General features: G+C 70.2%; 20 protein-coding genes and 2 riboswitches. Of the genes, 7 read left to right on the top strand and 13 right to left on the bottom strand.

Going from position 1 to position 22,044, the window contains the following annotated elements:
• Window positions 1-6: 6 nt before the first annotated feature.
• The 5 genes from QFW96_RS12000 to QFW96_RS11980 all read right to left on the bottom strand — a co-directional run bounded on the left by QFW96_RS12000 (window position 7) and on the right by QFW96_RS11980 (window position 4,395).
• A complete protein-coding gene (locus tag QFW96_RS12000) occupies window positions 7-1,005 on the bottom strand; it encodes an ADP-ribosylglycohydrolase family protein (protein WP_281455661.1) in 999 nt (332 codons plus the stop codon).
• A complete protein-coding gene (locus QFW96_RS11995) occupies window positions 1,002-1,718 on the bottom strand; it encodes a GntR family transcriptional regulator (protein ID WP_281455660.1) in 717 nt (238 codons plus the stop codon). The genes QFW96_RS12000 and QFW96_RS11995 overlap by 4 nt, the downstream gene beginning before the upstream one ends.
• 91 nt (window positions 1,719-1,809) lie before the next feature.
• Entirely contained in the window at window positions 1,810-2,034 is a 225-nt protein-coding gene (locus tag QFW96_RS11990; protein ID WP_281455659.1) for a hypothetical protein, read from the bottom strand.
• A gap of 91 nt (window positions 2,035-2,125) precedes the next feature.
• Window positions 2,126-3,949, bottom strand: coding sequence for an AMP-dependent synthetase/ligase (locus QFW96_RS11985; protein ID WP_281455658.1), 1,824 nt, complete (start codon window positions 3,947-3,949; stop codon window positions 2,126-2,128).
• 188 nt (window positions 3,950-4,137) lie between these two features.
• Window positions 4,138-4,395 carry a hypothetical protein gene (locus tag QFW96_RS11980; protein WP_281455657.1) on the bottom strand — a complete coding sequence of 86 codons (258 nt, stop codon included), beginning with the start codon at window positions 4,393-4,395 and terminating at the stop codon, window positions 4,138-4,140.
• 368 nt (window positions 4,396-4,763) lie between these two features.
• Here QFW96_RS11980 and QFW96_RS11975 point away from each other — a divergent pair, with 368 nt between their 5' ends.
• The 4 genes from QFW96_RS11975 to metE all read left to right on the top strand — a co-directional run bounded on the left by QFW96_RS11975 (window position 4,764) and on the right by metE (window position 10,385).
• Window positions 4,764-5,768 carry a helix-turn-helix domain-containing protein gene (locus tag QFW96_RS11975; RefSeq protein ID WP_281455656.1) on the top strand — a complete coding sequence of 335 codons (1,005 nt, stop codon included), beginning with the start codon at window positions 4,764-4,766 and terminating at the stop codon, window positions 5,766-5,768.
• Between the two features lie 11 nt (window positions 5,769-5,779).
• Entirely contained in the window at window positions 5,780-6,775 is a 996-nt protein-coding gene (locus QFW96_RS11970; RefSeq protein WP_281455655.1) for a helix-turn-helix domain-containing protein, read from the top strand.
• Window positions 6,776-6,843: 68 nt separating this feature from the next.
• Window positions 6,844-7,614 carry a VOC family protein gene (locus QFW96_RS11965; RefSeq protein WP_281455654.1) on the top strand — a complete coding sequence of 257 codons (771 nt, stop codon included), beginning with the start codon at window positions 6,844-6,846 and terminating at the stop codon, window positions 7,612-7,614.
• 109 nt (window positions 7,615-7,723) lie between these two features.
• Window positions 7,724-7,986: riboswitch (cobalamin riboswitch) on the top strand.
• A 128-nt stretch (window positions 7,987-8,114) separates the two neighbouring features.
• Window positions 8,115-10,385, top strand: a complete 2,271-nt coding sequence (metE, locus tag QFW96_RS11960; protein ID WP_281455653.1) for a 5-methyltetrahydropteroyltriglutamate--homocysteine S-methyltransferase — start codon at window positions 8,115-8,117, stop codon at window positions 10,383-10,385.
• Between the two features lie 185 nt (window positions 10,386-10,570).
• Here the strand turns inward: metE and QFW96_RS11955 are convergent, their stop codons facing one another.
• From QFW96_RS11955 to QFW96_RS11940, 4 genes are all read right to left on the bottom strand, one after another.
• Window positions 10,571-11,647: a ribonucleotide-diphosphate reductase subunit beta gene (locus tag QFW96_RS11955; protein ID WP_281455652.1), complete on the bottom strand. Its 1,077-nt coding sequence runs from the start codon at window positions 11,645-11,647 to the stop codon at window positions 10,571-10,573.
• 8 nt (window positions 11,648-11,655) lie between these two features.
• Window positions 11,656-14,031 carry a ribonucleoside-diphosphate reductase subunit alpha gene (locus QFW96_RS11950; RefSeq protein ID WP_425524747.1) on the bottom strand — a complete coding sequence of 792 codons (2,376 nt, stop codon included), beginning with the start codon at window positions 14,029-14,031 and terminating at the stop codon, window positions 11,656-11,658.
• Window positions 14,032-14,159: 128 nt separating this feature from the next.
• Window positions 14,160-14,415, bottom strand: a riboswitch (cobalamin riboswitch).
• Window positions 14,416-14,475: 60 nt separating this feature from the next.
• Window positions 14,476-15,885, bottom strand: coding sequence for a rifampin monooxygenase (gene rox, locus QFW96_RS11945; RefSeq protein ID WP_281455651.1), 1,410 nt, complete (start codon window positions 15,883-15,885; stop codon window positions 14,476-14,478).
• 159 nt (window positions 15,886-16,044) lie between these two features.
• A complete protein-coding gene (locus tag QFW96_RS11940; protein WP_281455650.1) occupies window positions 16,045-16,431 on the bottom strand; it encodes a VOC family protein in 387 nt (128 codons plus the stop codon).
• An 80-nt stretch (window positions 16,432-16,511) separates the two neighbouring features.
• Here QFW96_RS11940 and QFW96_RS11935 point away from each other — a divergent pair, with 80 nt between their 5' ends.
• The gene (locus tag QFW96_RS11935) at window positions 16,512-17,390 is read left to right on the top strand and encodes a sigma-70 family RNA polymerase sigma factor (RefSeq protein WP_281455649.1); all 879 of its coding nucleotides are present in this window, start codon (window positions 16,512-16,514) and stop codon (window positions 17,388-17,390) included.
• 75 nt (window positions 17,391-17,465) lie between these two features.
• Here QFW96_RS11935 and QFW96_RS11930 read toward each other — a convergent pair whose 3' ends face one another.
• The gene (locus QFW96_RS11930) at window positions 17,466-18,308 is read right to left on the bottom strand and encodes a helix-turn-helix transcriptional regulator (protein ID WP_281455648.1); all 843 of its coding nucleotides are present in this window, start codon (window positions 18,306-18,308) and stop codon (window positions 17,466-17,468) included.
• A gap of 193 nt (window positions 18,309-18,501) precedes the next feature.
• On the opposite strand from QFW96_RS11930, the gene QFW96_RS11925 reads away from it, so the two are divergent.
• On the top strand, window positions 18,502-19,446 hold the full coding sequence (locus QFW96_RS11925) for an SDR family oxidoreductase (protein WP_281455647.1): 945 nt from the start codon (window positions 18,502-18,504) through the stop codon (window positions 19,444-19,446).
• Window positions 19,447-19,569: 123 nt separating this feature from the next.
• Here QFW96_RS11925 and QFW96_RS11920 read toward each other — a convergent pair whose 3' ends face one another.
• Window positions 19,570-20,337 (bottom strand): methyltransferase domain-containing protein, encoded by a 768-nt coding sequence (locus tag QFW96_RS11920; RefSeq protein ID WP_281455646.1) that lies wholly within the window; start codon window positions 20,335-20,337, stop codon window positions 19,570-19,572.
• A 123-nt stretch (window positions 20,338-20,460) separates the two neighbouring features.
• Window positions 20,461-20,877: a P-loop NTPase family protein gene (locus QFW96_RS11915; RefSeq protein WP_281455645.1), complete on the bottom strand. Its 417-nt coding sequence runs from the start codon at window positions 20,875-20,877 to the stop codon at window positions 20,461-20,463.
• A gap of 317 nt (window positions 20,878-21,194) precedes the next feature.
• Between QFW96_RS11915 and QFW96_RS11910 the strand changes: the two genes are divergently transcribed.
• Window positions 21,195-21,641, top strand: coding sequence for an NUDIX hydrolase (locus tag QFW96_RS11910; protein WP_281455644.1), 447 nt, complete (start codon window positions 21,195-21,197; stop codon window positions 21,639-21,641).
• Between the two features lie 9 nt (window positions 21,642-21,650).
• Here QFW96_RS11910 and QFW96_RS11905 read toward each other — a convergent pair whose 3' ends face one another.
• Window positions 21,651-22,028 (bottom strand): hypothetical protein, encoded by a 378-nt coding sequence (locus tag QFW96_RS11905; RefSeq protein ID WP_281455643.1) that lies wholly within the window; start codon window positions 22,026-22,028, stop codon window positions 21,651-21,653.
• Window positions 22,029-22,044 lie beyond the last annotated feature (16 nt).

Raw genomic sequence — 22,044 nt, 5'->3', positions numbered from 1 at the left:
CTCCTTCTAGCTGCCGGACTTCCTCAGTTCGAGCAGGCCGTCCACGACGGGTTCCAGGTCGAGTCCGTTGACCTCGCGCACCGCGGCCGGCAGATCCGCCGGGAAACCGGAAACCCCGTGCTGCGCACCGAGGATCGCGCCGAGGACTGCGGCGATCGTGTCGGTGTCGCCGCCGAGGCCGGCGGCCGTGGTCAGAGCCTCCATCGGCGAGTCGCCCAGCGCCTCGGCGAGGGCGAACGCCGCGACCATCGACTCCTGGACGGCGACGGAGGTTCCGATGACCTTGGAGACAGCGTAGGACAGCGTGGTGCGGTCCATGCCCCGAACCCAGCGACGGGCCCAGCGGATCCGGCAGGCGATGTCGCCGCCCGCGCACCACCACCCCTTGCGCGCGCCGAGCGCGGCGGCGTGCTCGGCCTGGTCGAGCGCGTCGGACAGGGGCGCGCCGTCGATGCCGGCCGAGATCGCGGCGGCCACCGCGGCGGCCCCCGCGATGCCGATGTTGGTGTTGTGCGTGAGCTTGCTGGCCGCCACGACCGCTTCGACCAGGCCGTCGAGCTCGGGAGCGGTGGCGATGGCGACCGGGGTGATGCGCATGGCCGCGCCGTTGGTGGTGCCGCCGCGCCCGGCCTCCTCGGGGTCGGCGCCGGATTCCAGCAGCTTCAGGGCGCGCTTGGTCGAGGGCCCGAGCAGGTCGGCCAGGCCGCGCGCGACCATCCCGGCCTCCCAGTCCAGCAGCGCCTTGGCGAACACCATCGGGTCGATCGTCCCGGCCCCGCCGACGAGCAGGTCGGCGACCAGCACCGCCTGCTCGGTGTCGTCGGTGATGGTGCCCGCGGGCAGGTTCGGCGAGATCGGCTGCTCGGCGACCGCGTCGCGCAGCGACCGGATGAAGCCGTAGTGGGTGACGATGTCCTCGCGGGACATCGATTGCGTCGGCATGCCCAGGGCGTCGCCGATCGCCAATCCGTAGAACGCGCCTAGCGCGCGGTCGCGTGTGCTCATGGGCGGCCAAACGTCAGGTGGAACTGGAACCGGTTCGGGTCGAGCAGGCTGGTGACCTGTTCGACGAGCTCGCCGTCGGCGGTGACGCTGGTGCGCACCGCTTGCAGGAACAGCTCGCCGGCGGTCCGTTCGAGCAGCGCCGCCATCTCGGCCGTGAGCGCCTTGGTGCCGATGAGCTGATCGCCCGCGCCCGCCCGCAGCCCGGCCGAGAGCAGCGTGGCGGTGATCGAGCCGTCGAGCAGGCCCTTCTCGGGCAGGTCGCGGAGCTCGCCGGTGGCGGGGATCAGCGAGGTCTCCACCGACACCGGTCCGGCGGTGCGGTCGCGGCGCAGCCGGCGGATCGCGACGAACTCCGCGATCCCGAAGCGCTCGGTGAGCTCGGCGTCGGTGGTGCGCTCGATGGACAGCAGTTCGGTCTCGATGTCGAAGCCGGAGTCGGCCAGGGCGGTGGCCCAGCCGACGGTCTGGTCGAGGGTGACGCCGTCGAAGGTGACGAACGAGCCGACACCGCTGCGGGTCGCGATGAGCTCCTGCCGCTGCAGCTCGGACAGAGCGCTGCGCACGGTGCCGCGGCTGACCTGGTAGGTCTCCGCGATCTGGTTCTCGCCCGGCAACTGCTCGCCGCGCGCGAGCCTGCCCGAGCGGATCTGCTCGGTGAGCTCGGCGATCAACCGGTCACGTTTCCCGAAGGGAACCTGTCCAGTCCTGTTCATTCCTGTACATTATGGCTACTCGCGGGTAGGCACAACCGACGACACTCACACGGAGTAGTGAAACTCCGCGCAGCGCGTCGGTTCGTCCGAATCATCCGTCGCGGCGGGGGCACCAGCCCCACTTCGTCGAGCCGTAGCGCCAGCGGGTGTCGGGTGGCGGGTACTTCCCGTGCAGGACCCAGCCGTCCTCCTGCCGCGACCAGTGGAGGATCTCCTCCTCCCACGGGCGGAACTGCAGCTGCCTGCGCTCCTCGGCCTCCCGGCACACCTGCCAGGTGCGCACGGCTCCCTTCCACAGGCGTTCGAGCCTCGACACACCTGTAGATGGTGCGAGCTTTTTCCGACCTGCGAAAGGGCCACATCGGGAGTTCTGGCCCCACCGGTGCGGCCCCTCGCGGCGATGCGGACTACAGCGCCTCGACGGTGTTCGGGTAGAGCTCGGCGATCGTGTCGACGTGGTTGTCCGCCACGGCCTTCCGCTTGATCTTCAGGCTGGGCGTGACCTCGTTGTGCTCGATGGTCAGCTCGCGCGGGAGGATCTTGAACTTCTTGATCGTCTCGTGCCGGTTGAGCGTCGCGTTGAGGTCCTCGACGGCCGCGGCGACCATCTCGTGCGCCTTGGGGTGCTCGGCCAGCTCCGCGTAGGACAGGCCCGCGAGGTCGTTGGCCTGCGCCCACTCGACGATCGACTCCTCGTCGAGGGTCACCAGCGCCGTGCAGTACGGCCGCTTGTCGCCGAAGACCACCACGTTGCTCAGGTACGGGCACAGCGCCTTGAGCTTGCCCTCCACCGACTGCGGCGCCACGTACTTGCCGCCCGAGGTCTTGATCAGGTCCTTCTTGCGGTCGGTGATCCGCAACCGGCCAGCCTCGTCGAGCTCGCCGATGTCACCGGTGTGGAACCAGCCCTCGGCGGTGATCACCTCGGCGGTGGCCTCCGGCATGTTGTGGTACCCGCGCATCACGCCGCCGCCGCGCAGCATCACCTCGCCGTCCTCGGCGATGCGGACCTCGGTGCCGGGCAGCGGCTGGCCGACCGTGCCGATGCGGAAGTCGTTGGTGCGGTTGACGAAGCTGGCCGCGGTGGTCTCGGTGAGGCCGTAGCCCTCGGCGATCAGCACGCCCGCGGCGTGGAAGAAGCGGGCGATGTCGGGCGCCAGCGCGGCGCTGCCGGAGATGAAGAACCGCAGCCTGCCGCCGAACTTCTCCCGCAGCGTGGAGAACACCAGCTTGTCGGCGATCGCGTACTGGATCTTCAAGCTGAGCCCGGGCTGCCGGCCCTCCTGCTGCAGGCGGGAGATCTCCAGACCCACGGCGCACGCCCAGCGGAAGATCTTGTACTTGAGCTCGCCGCCCTCCTTGGCCTGCATGACGACCTTGTTGTAGATCTTCTCGAAGATCCGGGGAGCGCCGGCGACGAACGTCGGCCGCACCACCGCGAGGTTGTCCACGATCCGGTCGATCCGGCCGTCGACGGCGGTGAGGTAGCCGGTGCGGATCTGCCCGACCTGCAGGACCTTGCCGAACACGTGCGACAGCGGCAGCCACAGGTACTGCACGTCCTCGGAGGTCATCTCGCCGGTCTCGTGCATGGCCTCGGCGACGTAGACCCAGTTCGACTGCGCCAGCCGCACGCCCTTGGGGTTGCCGGTCGTGCCGGAGGTGTAGATCAGCGTCGCCAGGTCGTCGGTGCCGACCCCGTCGACGAGCTGGTCGAACAGCTCCGGCCGGGACTCGCCCAGCTCGCGGCCACGGGCCTCCAGGTCGTCCAGGCCCAGCACCCAGTCGCCGTCGGGCGTGCCGTCGAAGGTGATGACGCGGGTCAGCTCGGGCATGTTCGCGCGCTGCTCGCGCAGCTTGGCGATCTGGGCGTCGTCCTCGGCGAAGACGACCACCGAACCGGAGTCGGCGACGATGTAGGCGCAGCCCTCGGCGGTGGTGGTCGGGTAGATCGTGGTCGTGGCGCCGCCTGCGCACATCACGCCCATGTCGGCCAGGATCCAGTCCATCCGCGTCCCGGCCAGGATGCCGCACCGCTGCTGCGACGCGACCCCGATGGCGTGCAGGCCCAGCGCGATCGCCCGGGCCCGCTCCCACACCTGCTCCCAGGTCAGCGAGCGCCACTGCTCGCCGTCGGGGTAGCGGAAGGCCTCGCTGTCCCCCGAACGTCGCACGCGATCGCGCAGCATGTCGGGGACAGAGCGGAAATCGGAGGAAGTCGCGGCAGGCATGGGCGGGAACGTAATCGAGCGCCCTGCCCTGCGCAATGAGGAACGGACAAATCGGGACGGACGAGTTCCGATCCGTTATCAGGTGCTGTGGCTCGGGTGAATGCGCAGGTCGGGGGATTGACGCGCCCGGCCGCACCGGGGGCGGACCCGGAGCTGCCGAGGTCCGCCTGGTGTCGACCGGATGGTGATCAGGGACTGGCCCCGGCGTTCCCGGCGAGGAGCACGAGAGCGAGGACCGACAGGACGGTGACCACGGCCGCGGGCGGGCCGAGCACCGAGCGCGCGATGCCTGCCACGCCGGACAGCGCCCGGCCCAGCACGACCGCGGCCGCGAACAACGCGACCAGCACGCCGAGGAACATTCCTTGCAGCGCGGTGGAAATCGAGTCGGGAGTGACGACGGGTGGGTCGTTTGCCGACAGCACCGCTGGGAGTATGGTGAACATACGCGAGCTCCCTTCACGGGTCGTGCCCGTAGTGAGGGTGATCGTGGATCCGCGCAGCGCCCCCGGTCGTGGCCAAACGATTTCCGGGGGCGTTCGCATGTCCGGCCGGCGATCCGCCGGCCGCGCGCTCCGGCCCGTGGCCGAGTGCTTCTGGCACCTCCCGGCGGTGAAATTTCACTTCTCCGTTGAAGTTTCCCGCCGCCGGGTGAAACGCGCCACGATCAGTATGCGATTACCTCCACAGAGCGTCAACGCCTCCGCTTTCGCAGGCCTTGCCGCTCGTCGTGCGGAGTGCCAGTATCTGCAGGTCTTCGCAGCTTCAGTGAAATTGGGTGAATTTCCCCGACAAGGGTGAAGGAGACGTCCTGATGGCTCGTCCCGGGAGCCAGAGCGGAACCGGAGAGCTCGGCGTGCGGCTCCGCGAGCTCCGCGAATCCCGCGGCATGACGCAACTCCGGCTCGGGAGAGCCCTCGGCGTCGCGGTCTCCAGCATCTCCTCCTGGGAGAGCGGGGCGAAAACGCCGCCGCTGACCCGATTGGCCGACTACGCCACGTACTTCGCCGCCGGGGCGGTGACCGACGGCGTGCCGCCGGAGAACGCGCTGACCGGCGAGCAGCGCGAGGAGCGCCTGCGGCTCAAGCAGGAGCTCGACCGGATGCGGGCGGCGGACGAGGAACCCGATGATGCCGAAGCGCGCCAGGGCTTCTGGTACTTCCCCGACGGCGGCCCCGTCCGCATCGTCACCGGCGGTCTCACCGAGAAGCACTGGTCCCCGCTGGGCACCCCGAGCGAGCCGAACTTCCTGTCCCTGGCCCGCTGCGCCGACCTCGACGCCGCCGTCGAGCTGTTCGGGCACGTGCGCGCGGCCAATCCGCGCTCCCAGGCCGAGATCCGGCTCGAACACCTCGGTGACGACGACCTGCGCGCGCACCTGGTGTTCCTCGGCAGCGGGGCGACCAACCCGTGGGTGGAGTGGCTGACCGCCGACTGGCCGGTCCGGCAGGTCCCCGACGACGACGTCGTCGACGGCTCGGTGTTCGAGATCGACGGCGAGCGCAGGCTCCGGCCGAGCTTCCGGGGTGACCAGCTCGTCGAGGACGTCGGGCTGCTCGCCAGGATCCCGAACCCGAACAACCTCCGCCGCACCCTGACGTTCTGCAGCGGGGTGTTCACCCGGGGCGGGTTCGGCGCGGTGCGCTGCCTGACCGATCCGGAGCTGCGCGACCGGAACCTGGCCCACCTCACCGACAACGTCGCCGACCTCAACCGGTTCGGACTGCTGATGCGGGTTCCGGTGATGCGCCACGTCACCGGGACCCCGGACCTGCAGAACCCGGCGAACCGGCTCTACGAGTGGCGACCGAACACCTGAAGGGGGAGCGGATGGCGGAGCGGTCCGGGCTCGGCGCGCGGCTGCGGGCGCTGCGCCGCGAGCACGGTCTCAAGCAGGGCGAGCTCGCGCGCGCCCTGGGCGTCGCGGTCTCCAGCGTCTCGCAGTGGGAGAGCGGGGTGAAGGTGCCGCCCCCGGCCCGGCTGGGCGACTACGCGACCTTCTTCGCGGTCGGAACCCCTTCCCGCAGCGGGAAGGTCCCACCCGCGGCGTCCCTCGGCGACGAGGAGCGTCGGGTCCGCGCGGAGATCAAGGAGGAGCTCGACCGGCTGCGCGCGGACCCGGTCGCGCCCGCGCCCGAGGTCCCGGACTTCTGGCGGTTCCCCGGCGGCGGACCGGTGCGCATCCTCACCGGCCGGGTGCCCTCCCGGAACCTCTCACCGCTGGCCGATCCGGAGCGGCGCAACTACATCGGCATGTCCTCCTACGCCGACGGCGACGCGCTCATCGAGCTCTACGGCCACCTGCGCGCGCTCAACCCCGAGGCCGACGTGCGGTTCGACATCGCCCGCCGGATCGACCCGAAGGACCTGCGGGCGCACCTGGTGCTGCTGGGCAGCCCCACGATGAACCCGATGCGGCGCCAGGTGCGGTTTGGGTTGCCGGTCAAGCAGGTCGAGGTCGACGACGTCGGGCACGGCGAGGTATTCGAGGTCGCCGACGAGGGGCGGCGGTACCGGCCGACGCTGCACGACGGCCGGCTGATCGAGGACGTCGGCCTGCTCGCCCGCTTCCCCAACCCCTACGACGTGCGCCGCACCCTGACCCTGTGCAGCGGCGTGTTCACCCGGGGCGGGTTCGGCGCGGTGCGCTGCCTGACCGATCCGCAGCTGCGCGCCCGCAACCACGAGATCCTGCGTTCGCGGTTCGGCGACAGCGACAACTTCGGGATGCTCATGCGCGTTCCGGTGGTCCGCAACGCCACCGCGACCCCGGACCTGAGCAATCCCGACACCTGGATCCGGTCCTGGTCGCCGATCAAGAGCTGAGCTTCGCTGGGCGATTCGTCGGAGGTCGTGGTTACCGTCGTGGCGTCCGCACCCCGCTTGGAGGAGCCATGACGAAGCTGGATTCGACGCAGCCCAACGGCACCCCGGCGTGGATCGACCTGGGGATCCCGGACCTCGATCGCGCGATGGAGTTCTACGGGGCGGTGTTCGGATGGGAGTTCGACGTCGGCCCGGAGGAGATGGGCCGCTACACGATGTGCCTGGTCGAGGGCCGCGAGGTCGCCGCGATCATGCCGACCCACGACGAGTCGGCGACGGAGTTCTGGTGGAACGTCTACTTCGCCACCGATGACGTCGCCACGACCGTGTCCAAGGCCGAGGCGGCCGGCGGGCAGGTGGTGGTGCCACCGATGGACGTGATGGACAAGGGCCGGATGGCGCTCGTCAAGGACCCGGTCGGCGCCCAGTTCGGGCTCTGGCACGGCCAGAACCACGTCGGAACGCGCCTGGTCAACGAGCCGAACGCGTTGCTGCGCAACGATCTCGTCACCCCCGACCCCGGTGCCGCACGGGCGTTCTACGCCTCCGTGTTCGACTTCGGGCTGGACTCCGACGGCTACCTGGGTGATGACGACTTCACGTTCCTGCGCCGCCCGGACGGCCACGAGATCGGTGGCATCGTCGGCGACCCCGCGGCCACGTCCTCGGCCTGGGGCACGCTGTTCATGGTCGACGACGCCGACGCGACCGCCCAGCGGGCCTCGGCCGCGGGAGGTACCGCGGCCGCGCCCTACGACATGGTCTACGGCCGCATGGCCGAGATCCGGGACCCGTTCGGCACCCCGTTCTCGGTGGGAGCGCCGAAGTTCGGGGGCTGATCCGCCACCGGGGCGTGATCGGGATCTCCTCGCGCGGCGAACCGGTGCTCAGCTCGCGTGTCGGGGGCCCGGGGCTCGGGAACGGGGTTGTCAGCGGGTCGCGTCCGGATAGGCTGGGGGCGCTGGTGGTTCGTCCGGGCGGTTGCGCTGAGCGCGGTTCGGGCGAGGCAAGAGGGAACCCGGTGCGAATCCGGGACTGCCCCGCAGCGGTGAGCGGGAACGACCGCCGTCATGAGCACTGGGCCTCGCGGCCTGGGAAGCGACGGCCAGTAGGTCCGTTCGGTGGGTGGGGGAAGTTTTCATGAAAACTTCCCCCCGACACGCCGACGGTTGCCCGCGAGTCCGAATACCTGCCATCGGTGCGCGCGCCGCCGGCGCGCGCTGGTCCGAGGTCTCGCGGGAGGACCTGGCGGACGACCGGTGGGCGAGGTGCGCCCGCGGGTCGGCGCGCCTGTCGCGAGGACCTCGACCGTCGAAGTCGAGCTCGCGAGGAGAGAGCGTTGACCAGCAAGATCGGATCCACCGTCCTCGGATATCCCCGGATCGGCCCGAACCGGGAGCTCAAGCGCGCCCTGGAGTCCTACTGGGCCGGGCGCAGCGACGAGGCGGAACTGCGCGAGGTCGCGCGCACGCTGCGGGAGAACACCTGGCGGGAGCTGGCCCAGGCCGGCCTCGACTCGGTGCCGGGCACCACGTTCTCCTACTACGACCAGGTCCTGGACACCGCCGTCACCTTCGGCGCCGTCCCACCCCGCTACGTCGAGCTGGGACTCGGTGCGCTGGACACCTACTTCGCGATGGCGCGCGGCACCGAGGCGGTGCCGCCGCTGGAGATGACGAAGTGGTTCGACACCAACTACCACTACCTGGTGCCCGAGATCGGCCCGGACACGCGCTTCGCGCTCACCGACACCACCGTCGTCGAGCAGTTCCGGGAGGCCCGGAAGCTGGGCGTCGAGACCCGGCCGGTCCTGGTGGGGCCGTTGACGTTCCTGCTGCTCAGCAAGCCCGCGGTGGAGGGTTTCGACCCGCTCGACAAGCTCGCCGAGCTCACCGACGCCTACGAGGGCCTGCTCGGTGAGCTGCACCGCGCGGGGGCGGAGTGGGTGCAGCTCGACGAGCCCGCCCTGGCCGCCGACCGGACGCCGGGGGAGCTCGACGCGCTGCGCAACACCTACCGGCGGCTCGGCGACCTGACCGAACGGCCCGCGATCCTGTCCGCCTGCTACTTCGGCGATCCCGGAGACGCGCTCGGGGTGCTCGCCTCGACGCCCGTCGAGGGCATCGCGGTCGACCTCGTCACCGATCCGTCCACTCAGGACAACGTCGTGGCCACCACCGGGCTGCGGGACAAGGTCCTGGTCGCGGGCGTGGTCGACGGCCGCAACGTCTGGCGCGCCGATCTCGACCGGTGCCTGACCACCGCGGCCACGCTGCTCGGTTCGGCCGACGAGCTCGCCCTGGGCACCTCGTGCCCGCTGCTGCACGTGCCCTACGACGTCGACGCCGAACCAAGCCTGGATCCGCAGGTCAAACCGTGGTTGTCGTTCGCAGCGCAGAAGGTCCGCGAGGTCGTCACCCTCGGCCTCGCCCTGCGGGAGGGGCGGGACGTCGTCGACGCCGAGCTCGCCGACGCGCGCGCCGCCATCGCCGACCGGGCCGCGGCCGAGCGGGTCCGCAACAATCGCGTCCGCGCCAGGCTCGACTCGCTCCGGCCGGGCGACTCGCGGCGCGCGGACTACCCGGAACGGCAAGCCGCGCAGGAGAAGTCGTTGCGGCTGCCGCCGCTGCCGACCACCACGATCGGCTCCTTCCCGCAGACCACCGACGTCCGCAAGGCCCGCGCGGCGCTGCGGGCAGGGCGCATCGACCAGGCCACCTACCGGCAGCGGATGCGCGACGAGGTCGAGCGGGTCATCGCGCTGCAGGAGGACCTCGGGCTCGACGTGCTCGTGCACGGCGAACCCGAGCGCAACGACATGGTCCAGTACTTCGCGGAGCAGCTCGAAGGCTTCGCCACCACCGATCACGGCTGGGTGCAGTCCTACGGTTCCCGCTGCGTCCGGCCGCCGATCCTGTTCGGCGACGTGTGGCGGCCGGAACCGATGACCGTGGAGTGGGCCGAGCACGCGCAGCGGCTCACCGACAAGCCCGTCAAGGGCATGCTCACCGGCCCGGTGACGATCCTGGCGTGGTCGTTCGTGCGCGACGACCAGCCGCAGGCCGACACCGCGCGCCAGGTCGCGCTGGCCGTCCGCGACGAGGTCCGCGACCTGGAGGCCGCCGGGATCCGCGTGGTGCAGGTCGACGAACCCGCGCTGCGCGAACTCCTCCCGCTGCGCGCCGACCAGCGCTCGGCCTACCTGGACTGGGCGGTGGAGTCGTTCCGGCTCGCGACGTCCGGGGTGGCGGAGGCGACGCAGATCCACACCCACCTGTGCTACTCGGAGTTCGGCGACGTCATCGACGCGATCGTGGCCCTCGACGCCGACGTCACCAGCATCGAGGCGGCCCGCTCCCGCATGGAGGTCCTCGCCGACCTCAACGAGGTCGGCTTCGACCGGGGCGTGGGCCCGGGCGTCTACGACATCCACTCGCCCCGCGTTCCCGGTGTCGAGGAGATGGCCGAGCTGCTCAAGACCGCTGTGCAGGCCGTTCCGGCCGAACGCCTGTGGGTCAACCCCGACTGCGGTCTCAAGACGCGCGACTACGCCGAGGTCGAACGTGCCCTCCGCAACATGGCGGAGGCGGCCCACCGCCTCCGAGCCTGACCACCCCGGAAACCGGGGGCGAGCCTGATCAAAGGCTCGCCCCCGGGCCCCGGCGGCGGCTCACGGTGACAACGGTCGTTGCAAGTGGACGGTTTTAGCCGTAATCACCCATGATCAATGTCCGTTATGCCCGGTCAATTATGGCTAAAACCGTCACCTGGTGACCAACGGTCCCGCCGCGGCGGTCAGTCCCAGCTCAGCGCCGCGCCCGACTGGTACTCGGTGACCCGGGTTTCGAAGAAGTTCTTCTCCTTCTTGAGGTCCATCGTTTCCGACATCCAGGGGAAGGGGTTGTCCGTCTCGGGGAAGACCGGTTCCAGGCCGAGCTGGGCGCAGCGGCGGTTGGTGATGAAGTGCATGTACTGCTCGCACAGCTCGGCGTTGAGCCCGAGCATCCCGCGCGGCATGGTGTCCCGGCCGTAGGCGTTCTCCAGCTCGCACGCCTCGCGCAGCATCGTGCGGGCCTCCTGCTGGAACTCCGGGGTCCACAGGTGCGGGTTCTCCAGCTTGATCTGGTTGATGCAGTCGATCCCGAAGTTCAGGTGGATCGACTCGTCGCGCAGGATGTACTGGTACTGCTCGGCGATCCCGACCATCTTGTTCCGCCTGCCCAGCGACAGGATCTGCGCGAACCCGGTGTAGAACCACATGCCCTCGAAGATCACGTAGAACGCGATGAGGTCCCGCAGGAACGCCTGGTCGGCTTCCGGCGTCCCGGTCGCGAAGTCCGGGTTCTCCAGGTTCTGGGTGTAGCGCAGCGCCCACGCGTCCTTGTCGGCGATCGACGGGACCTCCCGGTAGGCGTTGAACAGCTCGCCCTCGTCCAGCCCCAGGCTCTCGCAGATGTACTGGAACGTGTGGGTGTGCACGGCCTCCTCGAAGGCCTGCCGCAGCAGGTACTGCCGGCACTCCGGGTTGGTCAGGTGGCGGTACACCGCGAGCACGATGTTGTTGGCCACCAGCGATTCCGCAGTCGCGAAGAACCCGAGGTTGCGCTTGAGCATGGTGCGCTCGTCGTCGGTGAGCCCGTCGCGGGACTTCCACAGCGCGATGTCGGCCTGCATCGACACCTCGGTGGGCATCCAGTGGTTGTTGCACCCCGACAGGTACTTGTCCCACGCCCAGCCGTACTTCAGCGGCAGCAGCTGGTTGACGTCCGCCCGGGAGTTGATCATCGCCTTGTCGGTGACGTCGACGCGTCCGCCGTCGCGGTCGATGGCGCCCAATCCGGTCGTGGTGCTCGGGCCGGTCGTGGTGCTCATCTGGGAAGTCACTGGCATGCCTCGCATTCCGGGTCCTCCACCGAGCAGGCGGCCGGGACGGCGTTGAGCTTGCCGTCGGTTCCGCGCAGCGTGGACTTCTCCACGTGGGTGGCGCTGGAGGAGCGCAGGTAGTAGGTGGTCTTGAGGCCCTTGCGCCAGGCCAGCCGGTAGAGCTCGTCGAGCTTGCGGCCGCTGGGCGTGGCCAGGTACAGGTTCAGCGACTGGGCCTGGTCGATCCACTTCTGCCGCCGCGCCGCGGCCTCGACCAGCCACCGCGGCTCGATCTCGAAGGCCGTGGCGTAGAGGGACTTCAGCTCGTCGGGGATCCGGTCGATCGGTCCCAGCGAGCCGTCGAAGAACTTCAGGTCCGCCACCATCGCCTCGTCCCACAGCCCGGCGCGCTTGAGGTCGGCCACCAGGTGCGGGTTGACAACGGTGAAGTCACCGGACATGTTCGACTTGACGTAGAGGTTGCGGTACAGCGGTTCGATCGACTGCCCGACTCCGCAGATGTTGGCGATGGTCGCGGTCGGCGCGATCGCCATCACGTTGGAGTTGCGCATCCCGTTGTCGCGCACGCGTTCCCGCAGCGCGTCCCAGTCCAGAGCGGACGAACCGTCCAGTTCGCGCGAGGGGCGCAGGAACTCCTGCGAGTCGATCGGCAGCACGCCCCGGCTCCACAGCGATCCGTCGAAGGTCTCGTAGCGCCCCCGCTCCTCGGCGAGAGCGCTGGAGGCCGCGATCGCGTGGTAGCTGATCTCCTCCATGCTGCGGTCGGCGAACTCCACCGCCTCCGGCGAGGACATCGGGATCCGCTGGGCGAGCAGCGCGTCGGAGAAGCCCATCAGCCCGAGCCCGACCGGCCGGTGCCGGGAGTTGGACCGCTCCGCCTCCGGGATCGTGTAGAAGTTGATGTCGATCACGTTGTCCAGCATCCGCACCGCCGTGCGCACGGTCGCGGCCAGCCGGTCGCGGTCGAGCCCCTCGGCGGTGACGTGCCGGGCGAGGTTCACCGACCCCAGGTTGCACACCGCGACCTCGTCGGCGGCGGTGTTCAGGGTGATCTCGGTGCACAGGTTCGACGAGTGCACCACGCCGGTGTGCCGCTGCGGCGAGCGCAGGTTGCACGGGTCCTTGAAGGTGATCCACGGGTGCCCGGTCTCGAACAGCATGGTCAGCATCCGCCGCCACAGCTCCACCGCGCGCACCCGCCGGAACACCCGGATCTCGCCGCGATCGGCCGCGGCCTCGTAGGCGCGGTAGCGCTCGGCGAACTCCTCGCCGTAGAGGTCGTGCAGGTCAGGGGTCTCGTCCGGGGAGAACAGGGTCCAGGACTCGTCGGCCTCGACGCGGTGCAGGAACTCGTCGGGCACCCAGTTCGCGGTGTTCATGTCGTGGGTGCGCCGCCGGTCGTCACCGGTGTTCTTGCGCAGGTCGAGGAACTCCTCGACGTCGATGTGCCAGGTCTCCAGGTAGGCGCACACCGCGCCCTTGCGCTTGCCGCCCTGGTTGACCGCCACCGCCGTGTCGTTGGCGATCTTGAGGAACGGCACCACGCCCTGCGACTCGCCGTTGGTGCCGTGGATGTGCGCGCCGATGCCGCGCACCGGCGTCCAGTCGTTGCCCAGGCCACCGGAGTACTTGGCCAGCAGCGCGTTGTTCCGGTACGAGCTGAAGATCGACTGCAGGTCGTCGTCCACAGTGGTCAGGAAGCACGAGGACAGCTGCGGCCGGGTGGTCCCGGAGTTGAACAGCGTGGGCGTGGAGGCCATGAAGTCGAACGACGACAGCAACCGGTAGAACTCGACGGCCCGCGCGTCGCGGTCGTCCTCGCGCAGCGCCAGGCCCATCGCGACCCGCATGAAGAACGCCTGCGGCAGCTCGAAGCGGGTGCCGCCGTCGTGCAGGAAGTACCGGTCGTAGAGGGTCTGCAGCCCCAGGAAGTCGAAGGCCAGGTCGCGCTCGGCCTCCAGCGCCGCGCCCAGGCGCGGCAGGTCGAAGCGCGCCAGCTCCGGGTCCAGCCGGCCCAGGTCGATGCCGTGCCGCACGTAGTCGGCGAAGTAGGCGGCGTAGTCGTCGCGCATCTGGTCCTGGTCGGCCTGCCGCGGCGTTCCGGCCAGGTGGCTGAGCGCTTCGCCGCGCAGCTTGTCCAGCAGCAGCCGCGCGGTGACCCGGGAGTAGTTCGGCTCGGACTCCACGAGCGTGCGCGCGGACATGATGAGCGCTTCGCTCAGCTCGGCCTCGCCGATCCCGGGGTAGATGTTGCGCTCGACCTCGGTGAGCACCGCCGACGGGTCCACGTCGACGAGCCCCGCGCAGGCCTGCTCGACCACGGTGGACGCCCGGGTGAGCGGAATGGGTTCGGACAGTGCGGTGTCGGTCACCGGGACTCTCTCCTCGCGAGCTCGGAAGTCGTGCCCGGAACCGGCGGCGACAGCACGCGAGGACGCGACGGCAGCGCTCGTCGCATGTCCGCGTGGACCCTCCCGCGAGGTCCCGGACGGCGCGCACGGTCGTGCGCGCGCCGATGGCAGGTCTTCGGACTCACGGGCGTCCGGTCTCGTTCGGGGCGGGGAAGTTTTCATGAAAACTTCCCCACCACGAGACCGGTCCTACTAACCGTCGCTTCCCGAACCCGAGGGGCTCAGTGCGTGATGACGGCGGTCGTTCCCGTTCACCGCTGCGGGGCAGTCCCGGATTCGCACCGGGTTCCCTGTTGCCACACCGGACCCGCGCGGGCCCGGTGAACCACCAGCGAGCGACACTCTACATGTGGGGTCTGAGGCGACGTCCAACACCAACATGGGCGTGTCGGAGCGAGAAATGAGTCACTTCCCGAACCACCGCTCCAACCGCTCGGCGAGCTCGCCGCGATCGTCCCCGGCCCACGCCACGTGCCCGTCCGGACGCAGCAGGACGGCGGGGGAGTCCAGCTCCTCCGCGACGTCGACGACGTGATCGACCCGGTCCTCCCAGCCCTCCACCGACAATCCGCCGGTCTGGTCGAGCAGCAGCCCGCGCCCGGCGTGCATCCGCTCGTAGAGGCGGCCACCGCGCAGCGTCAGGTCTCGCATCCGCTTGCCCACCAAGGGGTTCTCGTCGCCGAGGTCGTAGCGCACCTCGGTCGCGATGATCTTCTCCGTCAGGTGCCGGGCGACCACGTCGAACTCCATCAGCTCCGCCACCAGCCGCCGCACCGCCCTCGATCCGGGGTCGGTGGCCATCAGCTGCATCTGCGCCCGCGTGTTGTCCAGGACGTCGGCGGCCACCGGGTGCCGCTCGTCCTGGTAGGTGTCGAGCAGGTCGTCCGGAGCCCACCCGGCGAGCTCGGCGGCGAGCTTCCAACCCAGGTTGAAGGCGTCCTGCAGCCCCAGGTTCAGGCCCTGGCCGCCGACCGGGGGGTGGACGTGCGCGGCGTCGCCGGCCAGCAGCACCCGGCCCGACCGGTACCGCTCGGCCTGGCGGGTGGCATCGCCGAACCGCGCGAGGCGGCGCGGGGAGTGGACGCCGAAGTCGCTGCCCGCGACGGCGACCAGCCGACTCCGCAGCTCGTCGAGCTCCGGTGGTGCGGTGGCCACACCCGCGGCGGGCACGACCACTCGGCACCACCCGTCGTCGAGCGGACCGATCCCGAACCGCTTCTGCGTCTCCCGCACCTCGGCCGTCACCGCCGCCATCTCCTCCGGGGAGGCGGTCGCCTTCACCTCGGCCAGCAGCGTGTCCGCCCGCGACGGCTCGCCGGGGAAACCGATCCCGCACAGCTTGCGCACGGTGCTGCGCCCGCCGTCGCACCCGACCAGGAAGCGTCCCCGCAGCTCGGAGCCGTCGGCGAGCTCGGCCGTGACCCCGTCGGAGTCCTGGGCGAGCCCCACCAGCCCGCACCCGCGCCGCAGATCCACGTCGAGCTCCAGGGCCCGCTCGGCCAGCAGCCGCTCGGTGGTGGTCTGCGGGATGCCCAGCACGTACCCGTGCGCGGTGTCCAACTCGGTGGGCGCGGGCGCGGAGATCGCCGCGAAGAAGCCCCCGAGCGGGTACTTCGTCCCCTCGTCCAGGAACCGCTCCAGCAACCCGCGCTGGTCCAGGATCTCGATGCTGCGCACGTGCAACCCCAGCGCCCGCACGAAACCGGTGGGTTCGGCGGCCTCCTCGACCACGACCACGCCCACTCCGCGCAGCCGCAGCTCGGCGGCCAGCATCAACCCGGTGGGCCCAGCCCCCACCACGATCGCATCAGTCACGAAAACCCCCAGGCCAACCGCGCCGCGAACACTCATATCCGCAGGTCACGGGTCATGCTCAAGGGAGTTTGCACCACCCCCGGGGCCTTGCCGCAAGCCCCGGGGTGCGCTATATGTTGAACACGGCGGGGAGAACACCGCCGACTTCTGCCCTGCGCCTCAGCGGGTCTGGAACAGCTCCAGCACGTTGCCCGACGGATCTCGCAGCAGGACCTGCCGGCCGCCTGGACCGCGGACGATCTCGTTGCGGAAATCGACGCCTTCCGCGCGCAGCCGATCCACCTCGGCAGCGAGATCATCGACGATGAGGTGGATCCGGTTCCACCCGCCTGGCCCGGGGACCGCGCCGTCCGGCATCGGCCGCCCGGCTGAACTTGCCGGACCGCTCAGCAGCAGCCGGAGGTTTCCCCGGGTGACGTCGGCGAACGCCGGCGCGAAGTCGTTCCGGACGGTGAAGCCGAGATGGCCGGTGTAGAAGTCGATGGCCTCGTCGACGTCATCGACCATGTACCTGACGCTGACGAAATCACTGGCGTTGTCGGACATGGCCGTTCCTCCCTCGTCGTCACATCCTGTGGACCGGTGGGCTCACCCTGATGAGCCCGGCCGGAGGGACGGTGTGACAGGTGGCGGGAGACGACCAGCTCGCTCAGCGGTTCGAGCAGCACCGGCCGCGACTTCGCGCGGTGGCCTACCGGATGCTCGGGTCGGTGAGCGACGCGGAGGACGCGGTGCAGAACGCCTGGCTGCCGCTGAGCCGCGCGGAGCCCGGCGACATCGGCAATCTCGGTGGCTGGTTGACCACGGTCGTCGCGCGCGAAGCGCTGCACCTGCTGCGCTCACGTCGGCGTCGCCGTGAAGAGCTCGGCGACACCCCGCTGCCCGACCCCGTGGTCTCGGCCGACGGCGATGATCCGGAGCAGAAGGCGCTGCTCGCCGACTCGGTCAGCCTCGCGCTGCTGGTGGTGCTGGAGTCGCTCAGCCCGGCCGAGCGGTTGGCCTTCGTGCTGCACGACATGTTCGAGGTGCCCTTCGACGAGGTCGCGCCGCTGGTGGACCGCACCCCTGCGGCGGCCAGGCAGCTCGCGAGTCGTGCGCGGCGACGCGTCCGAGGTGCGGCTCCACCCGCCCCCGACGAGGACGACGCCAGGCAGCGCGCGGTGGTGGACGCGTTCTTCGCCGCGGCTGCAGGCGGCGACTTCGCCGAGCTGGTGCGGCTGCTCGACCCCGACGTCGTCTTCCGCGCCGATTACGGCGGCCGGCGGCGGCCTGCGGTGTATCGAGGCGCTGAGCACATCGCCCGGCAGTCCGGGGCGAGTCGCGGCGCCGAAATCCACCCGGTGCTCGTCAACGGCCTGCCCGGCGTGGTCACCGCCCGGTCCGGCCGCCCGGTGTCGATCATGGCCTTCACCGTGGTGGGCGGTCGCATCGTGGAGATCGACGGCATCCGCGACGCCGAACGGGTGCAGCGACTGACCGCGGGGGTCGTGCGGTTCCGCTGGTGAGGGCCGTGCCGTGACGGGCTTGGGCATCCCGCGGTTCCGTCCGGAGCGGACTTTCCGGTAGCTGATCAGCGCCGCTCAGCGCAGGGCTTCCGAGCCCAGGACGGACAGCAACCGCAATTTCTCGTGGCTCTCGCTGCCGGGAACGGCGGTGTAGACGAGCAGGGAGTGCGACTGGTCCGGGTCGAGCAGCGTCTGGCAGGTCAGCTCCAACGCGCCGACCTCGGGGTGGATGAAGTGCTTGACCTCCCTGGGGCGGATGCCGATCTCGTGCTCCTCCCACACCTGCCGGAACTCCTCGCTCTCGGCCAGCAGCAGTTCGGCGTAGTGCGCGGCGCGGGAACCCGGCCCCCGCAGCGTGGCCACCGCGCGCAGCCCGGAGACGAACACGCGCGTGAGGAACTCGTGCTCCTCCGGGGCGTAGCGACACCGCGTCCCGGGGTCGGTGAACCACCGGTACCCGATGCTGCGCGCCGGGCCGCTGAATCCGGTGAGATCACCGGTGAGCGCGACGCCCAACCGCGTCTGCCGGAGCGTCTCGCCGAGCTCGGTGACGATCTCCGCGGGCGTGTCGTCCAGCCGGTCGAGGACGCGCAGCAGACCGGGGCTGATGTGCTCGCTGTCCACGCCCCGAGCGGGCGGGACGTGCCCGGCGAGCCGGAACAGGTGGTCGCGCTCGTCGAGGGAGAGGTGGAGTCCTTGCGCGATGGAGGCGATCATCTGCTCGGACGTCCGAGGCCCGCGTTCCCGTTCGAGGCGCGCGTAGTAGTCGGTCGACATGTGGCACAGCGCGGCCACCTCCTCCCGCCGCAGCCCGCGAGTCCGGCGGCGTTGTCCGCGAGGCAGACCGACGTCCTCGGGTTGCAGGGACTCGCGGCGGCGCCGGAGGAACTCCGCCAGCCCTGCCCGATCGATGGTCATGCGCACGTTTCTACCGCTCGCGCACCCCGGCAGCCACGGATCGTCGATCCGCCCTTGCCGAGTTGCCCGGGCCGCGGCGGTGGTCGAGGCTCCGATCAGTGGACTTGCTGATCAGCGGATCGAGAATCCCTGCACGGCGCCGGTGTCTTCCACGACGGTGGAGGCGACAACACGGACTTCCAGGAGTGGGAACATGCCGCGCACGCCCATCGACATCACCGTCCCCGACCTGTCCGGCAAGCGCGCCGTCGTCACCGGCGCGAGCGACGGGATCGGCCTCGGCATCGCCACGAGGCTCGCCGCGGCCGGGGCCGAGGTGCTCCTGCCCGTTCGCAACCCGGGCAAGGGCGCGGCGGCGATCACCACGATCCGTCGGTCGGCACCTCGCGCTGAGGTCTCGCTCCGCGAGCTCGACCTGTCCTCGCTCTCCTCCGTCGCAGCGCTCGGTGAGACGCTGCGAGCCGAGGGACGGCCGATCCACCTGCTCATCAACAACGCCGGGGTCATGACCCCGCCCGATCGGCAGACGACGTCCGACGGGTTCGAGCTGCAGTTCGGCACCAACCACCTCGGCCACTTCGCCCTGGTGGCCCACCTGCTGCCGCTGCTGCGCGCCGGCCGGGCGCAGGTGACCTCGCAGGTCAGCGTCGCGGCCAGGCGGGGAGCGATCAACTGGGACGACCTGAACTGGGAGCGCGGCTACGACGGCATGAAGGCCTACCGCCAGTCCAAGATCGCGTTCGGGCTCTTCGGCCTCGAACTCGACCGGTGCAGCCGAGCCCACGGCTGGGGCATCACGAGCAACCTCTCCCATCCCGGGGTGGCTCCGACGAGTCTGCTCGCCGCACGTCCCGAGGTCGGACGCTCCCGGGACACACTGGGCGTGCGCCTGATTCGCGCCCTGTCCGCCCGCGGCATCCTGGTCGGGACGGTCCGCACCGCACAGCTTTCCGCCCTCCACGCCGCCACCTCTCCCGCAGCCGAGCGCGGTGGGTTCTACGGTCCCAGCTGGCCGGGGCGCATGGGCGGCCCGCCCGGAGCGCAGGCGCTCTACCCGAGCCTTCGCAGCACCGACGAAGCCCGCCGCTTGTGGCAGGTCTCCGAAGAACTCACCGGAACTCCGATCCCCAACGGCTGATGAGCGGGCGGGATTCCAGTACCAGGCTTGCGGCGGCCGTCGAGACGTCGGGTTTGACAGGGTGTGAGGAGTCGGTGTCGTCGGGTGCGTTGCTGGTCCGCGCGTTGCCTGGGAGCCCTGCGCCTAACGCGAGTTCGCTGTTGATCGTTGGGCGACGAGGGTGATCGCGCCGAGGTGATCGCGGTAGCGGTGGAAGGTTCGCCAGATCCTGGCGAGCCGGGGGAGCACGTGGGGATGGGCTAATGAGCGGGCCAGGATTCCTGCGGTGCCGCTGACACCTTCGTCGGCGACCACGGTCCTGGGGTCGAGCAGCAGCAGTGGGCAGGTTTCCTCGGCGTGCGGGGTGAATCCGCCCTCGTCTAGGAGTTGGTGCCACTCGGTGCGGGTGAGCGGGCGCGCGCCGACGCGCAGGACCTTGGACAGGGTGGCCTGGATCTCGGACTTGGCGGCTTCGGTGAGCCCGTCGGGGGTGAGGAGCAGTTCGTGGATGCCGTAGCGGCCGTGCGAACGCAGCAGGCGGGCGGCCTCGGCGACGATCTGGACCTTGCGGCTGGCGGGTTCCAGGGTGAGCAGCGCTTCGCCGTAGAGCACCGAGGCGCTGCGGTCGGCGAGTCCCGTGCTGTGCACGGGCGCGACTCGGCATTCCTGCTGCGCAGTGGTCAAGGCCGCCCGGGCGCGGGCTGCTTCCGCTTCTCCGCGTTCGATGCCCACGTAGGAGCGCGGGTTCCCGGCGAGGGCGAGCGCGGTGGTGCGTCCCAGCCCAGGCCACATCTCCACCACGTCGTCCTCTGGACCGATCCCGAGTTTGTCGATCATCCGCTGGGAAGGGCCGAACCCGCCCGGGCGCATGACCCGTTTGCCGAGTCGCCCGAGCATCCAGTGCGCGGGCATCCTCCGGAGCGAAAGGCCCTCACCCAGTCGCGGGCTCGATGGTGTGGTGGACGGTGAACCAGACATGACCAGAGAATAGCGTAGGCTTACCTAACTGTCTTGAGGGTTGAAGCAGGAGGGGTGTCAGCGAGCGCCGGACTGGCACGCAAACGCCTCCGCGCGGATGCGCGCGACGGTCTCCTCCAGCGTTGAGCTCTCCGCTATGCGCGTTTCGGGGACCGCGTCCAACGGTCCGGCATCACCGAACCAGCCGCGCATGTCCTCCACTCCGAACTCCTTGAACTGCGGTCGCGTGGAATGCCGCCGCACCGTCTCGGTCCAGCTGACGTCGAGGTAGTAGAAGAAGCTCCGACCGGCGTGGTCGAGGTGGAGGCCGCTGAGCATCTCGCCGTACCGGCGAGCGGACATGATGCCCTTGAGGATGACGTGGAAGCCGCGGTCCAGGGCGAACCTCGCGGTGCGCGAGAGCAACTCGATGTTCGCGGCCCGAGGCGGATCGTGCTCCCGCAGCACGATCCGCCGCATGTAGTCCTGCTCCACCAGAGCCCACCCCGCGGCCCACCCGTCGCCGCAGTTCCCGCGCGACCGAGGACTTCCCGGCCCCGGACGGCCCCGGCAGCACCACGAGCCGAGTGCTTTCAGCTTCGGTCGTCATGCGCGCGGTCCCGGCGCGACGCAGTGCTCGGCCGACGGGTCACGCGCGAGATCGATTCCTACTCCACGCCGGCACCGTAGCGGAGGCGACCAACATCGCACCCGATGACATAGCCCGGGTTCCACGACCTGAGCCGAGTTCCGTGTTCTGATCTCCCCTGAGATCGGCATTGCGTGGGTGCGAGGTGTGGGGTGATCGGGTCGTGGTCCATCGGACGATCGTTGATGCGCACGTGATTCTGGTGCGCGACGGGTCCGTGCTGCTCAGCCGCAGGCGGGGGAGCTGCGGCGACGGCATGTGGCACCTGCCGTCGGGCAAGCTCGACGCGGGGGAGTCGTTGGTGGAGGCCGCGATCCGCGAGGCGTGGGAGGAGGTCGGCGTCCGCATCGACGTCGCCGGTCTGCGACACGTCCACACCCTGCACGCGACCGCACCGGGCGTCGAACCCAGGCTCGGCGTCTTCTTCGAAGTTCTCGCTTGGCAAGGCGAACCGGAGAACCGCGAACCAGACAAGTGCTACGAGCTGGCGTGGTTCCGGGTCGACGACCTGCCGACCGACATCATCGCCTACCCGGCAGCAGGCCTGCACGCCTACCGCGAGGCCCGCCCGTTCGGCATCATCGGCTGGCCGCAGGCCGGGAACGGGTGAAGTCCGGCGTCACCGGACGCTTCGGAAGTTGCTCGCCGGGACGCGGAGCGCTTCTCCGCTGGTGAAGGTGAGCGCGACGGAGTCGGGGAGCCAGGTCACGTCGCGGATGGCGGGAGGTTCGGCGCCGAAGGAGAGCTCGACCGGGTAGTAGTGCTCGGCGGCGTTCGGGCCGAGCCGGAGTTCGTAGCTCGTGCCCGTGATGGTGCGGAGCTCCACCAGGTAGAGGTCGCTGGACCACCGGGCGCCCGAGTGCTCGTAGGTGACGCCCGCTTCTCCGGAGGACTCGTGGTGCAGGACTTCGGTGCGCACCGTGATCGAGGGGCCCAGGATCAGGATCGCGGCCGGCAGAGCCACCGCCGAGGCGATGATCGGGAGTGTCTTGCGCACCGGGGAAGTGTCCCAG

This window comes from Saccharopolyspora ipomoeae (assembly GCF_029952525.1).
GTDB classification, from domain to species: domain Bacteria; phylum Actinomycetota; class Actinomycetes; order Mycobacteriales; family Pseudonocardiaceae; genus Saccharopolyspora; species Saccharopolyspora ipomoeae.
This window is presented reverse-complemented; position numbering and strand designations above follow the sequence as displayed.